This window comes from Mesorhizobium sp. M1396 (assembly GCF_040317725.1).
GTDB lineage: Bacteria > Pseudomonadota > Alphaproteobacteria > Rhizobiales > Rhizobiaceae > Mesorhizobium.
The window spans coordinates 1-5,193 of sequence record NZ_JAMYLA010000116.1 but is presented as its reverse complement, the minus strand read 5'-3'; the positions used below and the strand labels follow the sequence as shown (position 1 = coordinate 5,193).

The window sequence follows — 5,193 nt, the reverse complement described above, 5'->3', positions numbered from 1 at the left end:
AGAGAGAAGACGGACAAACCCCGTTTTACGGGGCATGCACATGCGGCATTTCGATTCACTCAAAACTTTCCCCGGACAGCCCTGCGTTCAACGGGGAGAAGATGGCGGCAGCCAGATGAGGGGCGGCGCTAGCCTCCGAAATATCGCTCCTACACGTCAGCCTTGAACGTCTGCTTCTGCTGACCCAAGCCTTCGATGCCGAGCTCCACCACATCACCAGCCTTCAAGAACACCGGCGGCTTCATGCCGAGGCCAACGCCGGGCGGCGTGCCGGTGGAGATGATGTCGCCGGGGTGCAGCGACATGAACTGGCTGAGATAGGACACCAGATACTTGACGCCGTAGACCATGGTCCTGGTCGAGCCGTTCTGCATCGTCTTGCCGTTGACCGTCAGCCACATCTTGAGGTTCTGCGGGTCGGCCACTTCATCCTTGGTCACCAGCCACGGGCCGGTGGGTCCGAAGGTGTCGCAGGACTTGCCCTTGGTCCACTGGCCCTGCCGCTCGGCCTGGAAGGCCCGCTCCGACACGTCATGGGCAACGCTGTAGCCGGCGACATAGTCCAGCGCATCGGCTTCGCTGACATATTTAGCGGTCCTGCCGATAACCACGGCCAGTTCGACCTCCCAGTCGGTCTTGTCAGAGCCGCGCGGGATCAGCACGTCGTCATCCGGCCCGACAATGGCCGAGCTTGCCTTCATGAAGATGATCGGTTCCGGCGGCACGGTGGCGCCGGTTTCGGCGGCATGGTCGGAATAGTTGAGGCCGATGCAGATGAACTTGCCGGTGCCGGCGACGCAGGCGCCGAGGCGCGGGCTGCCGGGAACCGCCGGCAGCGACTTCGGATCGAGCTTGGCCAGATCAGCCAGCGCCGCCGGATCGAGCGCCTTGCCGCCGATATCGCTGACGTGAGCGGACAGATCGCGGATGGTGCCATCGGCATCGAGCAGACCTGGGCGCTCGCTTCCCACCTCGCCATAGCGCAGCAGTTTCATCTAGATCCTTCTCCTGATTGCGGCCATCGGCCGATTACAATTCGCTCCGTCGCCGCGACGACGTGGTTCCAGGGCCGGCGGAACCTAGCCAGTGGATGGTGGCCGGGCAAGCGCGGAAGCAACCTGCTTTTCCGCTAGGGAGAGCACCCTAGATCGACCAGCCGCCGTCGATATTGTAGGCCTGTCCGGACGTATAGGTGGCGCCGGCCAGATAGACGGCGAGATCGGCGATTTCCTCCGGCGTGCCGAGCCGGCCCATCGGCTGGCGGGCGATGAAGGCGGCGCGGGCGGCATCGTAATTGCCTTGCGCGTGCATACGGTCCTGCAGCGACGGGCTCTCGACCGTGCCGGGGCAAATGGCGTTGCAGCGTATACCCTTGCCGACATAGTCAGCGGCGATCGCCTTGGTCAGGCCGATGACGGCGGCCTTGGTGACACCATAGGCGAAGCGGTTGGGCACGCCTTTGCCGGCGCCGGCGACCGAGGACATGTTGATGATCGATCCGTCGCCGCGCTCCAGCATGCCGGGCAGCACTGCCCGCACGGTGCGGATCATGGCGCGGACGTTGAGGTTGAAGGCGAAATCGAGATCGGCATCCTTCATCTCCAGGATCGAGCCGGAATGGACGAAGCCGGCGCAATTGAACAGGACGTCGACGATGCCGATCTCGGCAAAGGCCGCGTTGACGGCCTCGTCATTGAGCACGTCCAGCTTGCGGGTCTTGATGCCGGAGGTCTTGGCGAGCTCAGCCAGCAGCGCTTCGTTGATGTCTGTGGCATGGACCACGGCGCCTGCCTTGGCGAACGCCAGCGCGCTCGCCTTGCCGATGCCTTGCGCCGCTGCCGTGATGACAACGACCTTGCCTGCCAGATCCGCCATGCTGTTCTCCTCGTCCGCTTGGCATCGTTAGGGTCTATCGGCAGCCGGCTGGGGCGTCATGTGCCAGTCAGGCATCATCATGCGGCCTGCGCGTCATCAACCCATAGATAAAAATGTTTTTTCTCGTTAAAGAACATGCAGCCGAGCGTCAAGTCCGAACACGATCACCATCGCGGATAGCCACATGGCTCAATCCCCGTAAGGCACCCAGACATTCTTCACCTCGACGGCGCGGCGCAGGAAGGCGTCGCCGGCCGTCTCGTCGGACGCCCAGTCGAAGCCGCGGCCATTGCCGCTCCAGACGCGCTTGAGGTTGCCGATGGATTCGGCCTCCGCCTTGGCGCAGGTCTCGGCATCGGCGAACACCCACAGCCCGTCGACATCGTCATGTTTGGCCAGCACGCCGGCAAGTTCCGCCGTGCGGCCGGTGACGATGTTGATGGCGCCGGCCGGAACGTCGGAATATTCGATGACCTGATAGAGGTCCGTGGCCAGCAGCGGGTATCTTTCCGAAGGCACCGCGACCACGGTGTTGCCCATGGCCAGCGCCGGTGCGACCAGCGAGATCAGGCCGAGCAGCGGCGAGGTGTCAGGCGCGACGATGCCGACGACGCCGACCGGCTCGTGCAGGGCCAGTGTCACGGCACGAGCCGGCGGCTGGTGCACGCGGCCCTCGAACTTGTCGGCAAGGCCGGCATAGAGGAACAGCCGCTCGATCGACTGGTCGACCTCCTCGCGCGCGGCCTTGGCGGTGACGCCCGTGAGCTGCACGAGGCGCGCCGAGAACTCGTCGGCACGGCCGGAAAGATTTTCAGCCAGATAATAGAGCACCTGGGACCTGTTATAGGCGGTCGCCTCCGGCCATGCCTTGCAGGCGCGGGCCGCAGAGACGGCATCGCGGATGTCCTTGCGGCTGCCGAGCCCGACTTCGCCGGCAAGCTTGCCCTTGGCGGTGGCGATGGCAAGCGAGTAATTGCCGTCCGGGCGAACCTGCTTGCCGCCGATGAACAGCTTTGCCGTGCGGTCGATCGCGTCGCCGTCGGATTGCTCGACCGGTTGCGCCGAGATCGTCGCCGGCTTGATGACCGGGCCGAGCGGCAGTTTCGCCGCGAGATATTCGAACATGCCTTCGCGTCCGCCCTCGCGTCCGAAGCCGCTTTCGCGATAGCCGCCGAAGCCACAGGCGGCATCGAACATGTTGGTGCCGTTGACCCAGACGACGCCTGCCTTCAGCTGCGGCGCGACATGCAAAGCGAGGTTGACGTTTTCGCTCCACACCGAAGCCGCCAGCCCATAGCGCGTGTTGTTGGCAAGCTCGATCGCTTCCTCGGTGTTGCGGAAGGTCATGGTCGCCAGCACCGGGCCGAACACCTCCTCCTGCGCCAGGATGTTAGCCGGCGAAACACCGGTGGCGAGCGTCGGCAGATGATAATGGCCGGTGGACGGCAGCGCCGCATCCGGCTGCCAGCAGACGGCGCCCTGTCTGGCGCCCTCGGCGACCAGACCCTTGACCCGGTCGAGCTGTGTCAAGTCGACCAGCGGACCGATATCGGTGTTCTTGTCGAGCGGGCTGCCGACGCGCAGCCGGTTCATCCGCGCCTTGACCTTGGCGATCAAGGCATCGGCAATGCCTTCCTGCACCAAGAGCCGCGATCCGGCGCAGCAGACCTGGCCCTGGTTGAACCAGATGCCGTCGACCAAGCCTTCGACCGCGCTGTCGAGATCGGCGTCCTCGAAGACGATGAAGGCCGACTTGCCGCCGAGCTCCAGCGACAGTTTTTTCCCGGACCCCGCCGTGGCTTTCCTGATGACCTTGCCGACCTCGGAAGAGCCAGTGAAGGCGATCTTCTGAATGCCGGGGTGGTTGACGATGGACGCGCCGGCCTCAGGCCCGCCCTGGACGATGTTGACGACGCCTTTCGGTACGCCGGCGCGTTCGCAGATTTCGGCGAACAGGATTGATGTCAGCGGCGTAAACTCGGCCGGCTTCAGCACCACCGTGCAGCCAGCGGCGAGTGCGGGCGCGATCTTCCAGGCCAGCATCAGCAGCGGAAAATTCCACGGGATGATCTGGCCGACGACGCCGACACCCTTGTGGCCGGGAAAATCCCTGTCCAGCGCCTGTGCCCAGCCGGCATGGTGGATGAAATGACGGATCGCCAGCGGCACGTCGATATCGCGGCTCTCGCGGATCGGTTTGCCATTGTCGATTGTCTCAAGCACCGCGAACAGGCGCTGATGGCGCTGCATGGCACGGCCGATGGCATAAAGCACTTTCGCCCTGGCATAGCCTGAACTGGCGCTCCATTTCGGCAGCGCCTTGGCGGTCGCCGCAACCGCCGCGTCGATGTCGGCGGCAGTGGCGTCCGAGACCTTGGCCAGCAGCTTGCCGGAAGACGGTTCGCTGGTGTCGAAAGTCTTGCCACCGGAAGCGGCTTTCCATTCGCCGCCGATGAACAGCGCCTTGCCGAAATCGCGCGCGGCAAGCCAGGCATCGGCCTCGTTGCGAGCTTCCGGCGCCGGGCCGTAATCCATGGCGTGATAGCGGTCGAGAATGTTCATGGATCGCTCCAGATAATTGTCTTGGAAGGCGTTCTTTCGCGCGAAAGAACTCCACGTTCAAAGCTTTAGCCCGATCCCTATGCCATTGCGTGGCGATGATTGGCCGAATAGTGACCGGTCAGATGGTGCTCGAGCTGGCGCTCGATGTCGGTCAGCAGGCTCGATGCGCCGAAGCGGAACAGCTCGGGCTCCAGCCACGGCCGTCCGAGTTCTTCCTTCATCAGCACCAGCCAGTCGAGCGAGGCCTTGGCAGTGGAAATGCCGCCGGCCGGCTTGAAGCCGATGAGGTAGCCGGTTTCCTCGAAATAGGCCCTGATGGCGCGCACCATGGCGAGGCCGACGGGCAGCGTCGCGTTGACGCTCTCCTTACCGGTCGAGGTCTTGATGAAATCGGCACCCGCCATCATCGCCACCATCGAAGCCAGCATGACATTGCGCAGCGTGGCGAGGTCGCCGGTGCCGAGGATGACCTTCAGATGCGCGTCACCGCAGGCGGCGCGCATCGAGACGATCTCATTGTAGAGCTCCCGCCACTTGGCCCCGAACACCAGCCCGCGCGGAATGACGACGTCGATCTCGTCGGCGCCGTCGCGGACCGATGCCTCAATCTCCTGCAGGCGGGTCGACAGCGGTGCGAGGCCATGCGGAAAGGCGGTGGAGACGGCGGCGACATGGATGCCGGTGCCGCGCACGGCATCGACGGCGGTGGAGACGAAGGGGTGATAGACGCAGACGGCCGCCGGGCGGATCGGTTCA

General features: G+C 64.4%; 4 protein-coding genes. All 4 read right to left on the bottom strand.

The features are described 5' to 3' along the window. Positions 1 to 149: 149 nt before the first annotated feature. The gene (locus tag NKH02_RS33930; RefSeq protein ID WP_352870257.1) at positions 150 to 995 is read right to left on the bottom strand and encodes a fumarylacetoacetate hydrolase family protein; all 846 of its coding nucleotides are present in this window, start codon (positions 993 to 995) and stop codon (positions 150 to 152) included. A gap of 148 nt (positions 996 to 1,143) precedes the next feature. Beyond that, the gene (locus NKH02_RS33925; protein ID WP_352884181.1) at positions 1,144 to 1,875 is read right to left on the bottom strand and encodes an SDR family oxidoreductase; all 732 of its coding nucleotides are present in this window, start codon (positions 1,873 to 1,875) and stop codon (positions 1,144 to 1,146) included. A gap of 189 nt (positions 1,876 to 2,064) precedes the next feature. Next, positions 2,065 to 4,437, bottom strand: a complete 2,373-nt coding sequence (locus NKH02_RS33920; protein WP_352884178.1) for an aldehyde dehydrogenase family protein — start codon at positions 4,435 to 4,437, stop codon at positions 2,065 to 2,067. Positions 4,438 to 4,514: 77 nt separating this feature from the next. Next, positions 4,515 to 5,193 (bottom strand): deoxyribose-phosphate aldolase (gene deoC, locus NKH02_RS33915; protein ID WP_352884176.1); only part of this gene is annotated, 679 nt, incomplete at its 5' end.

Bases quoted from the DNA above. Each gene is read 5' to 3' on its own strand.
- NKH02_RS33930 (WP_352870257.1), bottom strand. From the start codon at position 995: ATGAAACTGCTGCGCTATGGCGAGGTGGGAAGCGAGCGCCCAGGTCTG.
- NKH02_RS33925 (WP_352884181.1), bottom strand. From the start codon at position 1,875: ATGGCGGATCTGGCAGGCAAGGTCGTTGTCATCACGGCAGCGGCGCAA.
- NKH02_RS33920 (WP_352884178.1), bottom strand. From the start codon at position 4,437: ATGAACATTCTCGACCGCTATCACGCCATGGATTACGGCCCGGCGCCG.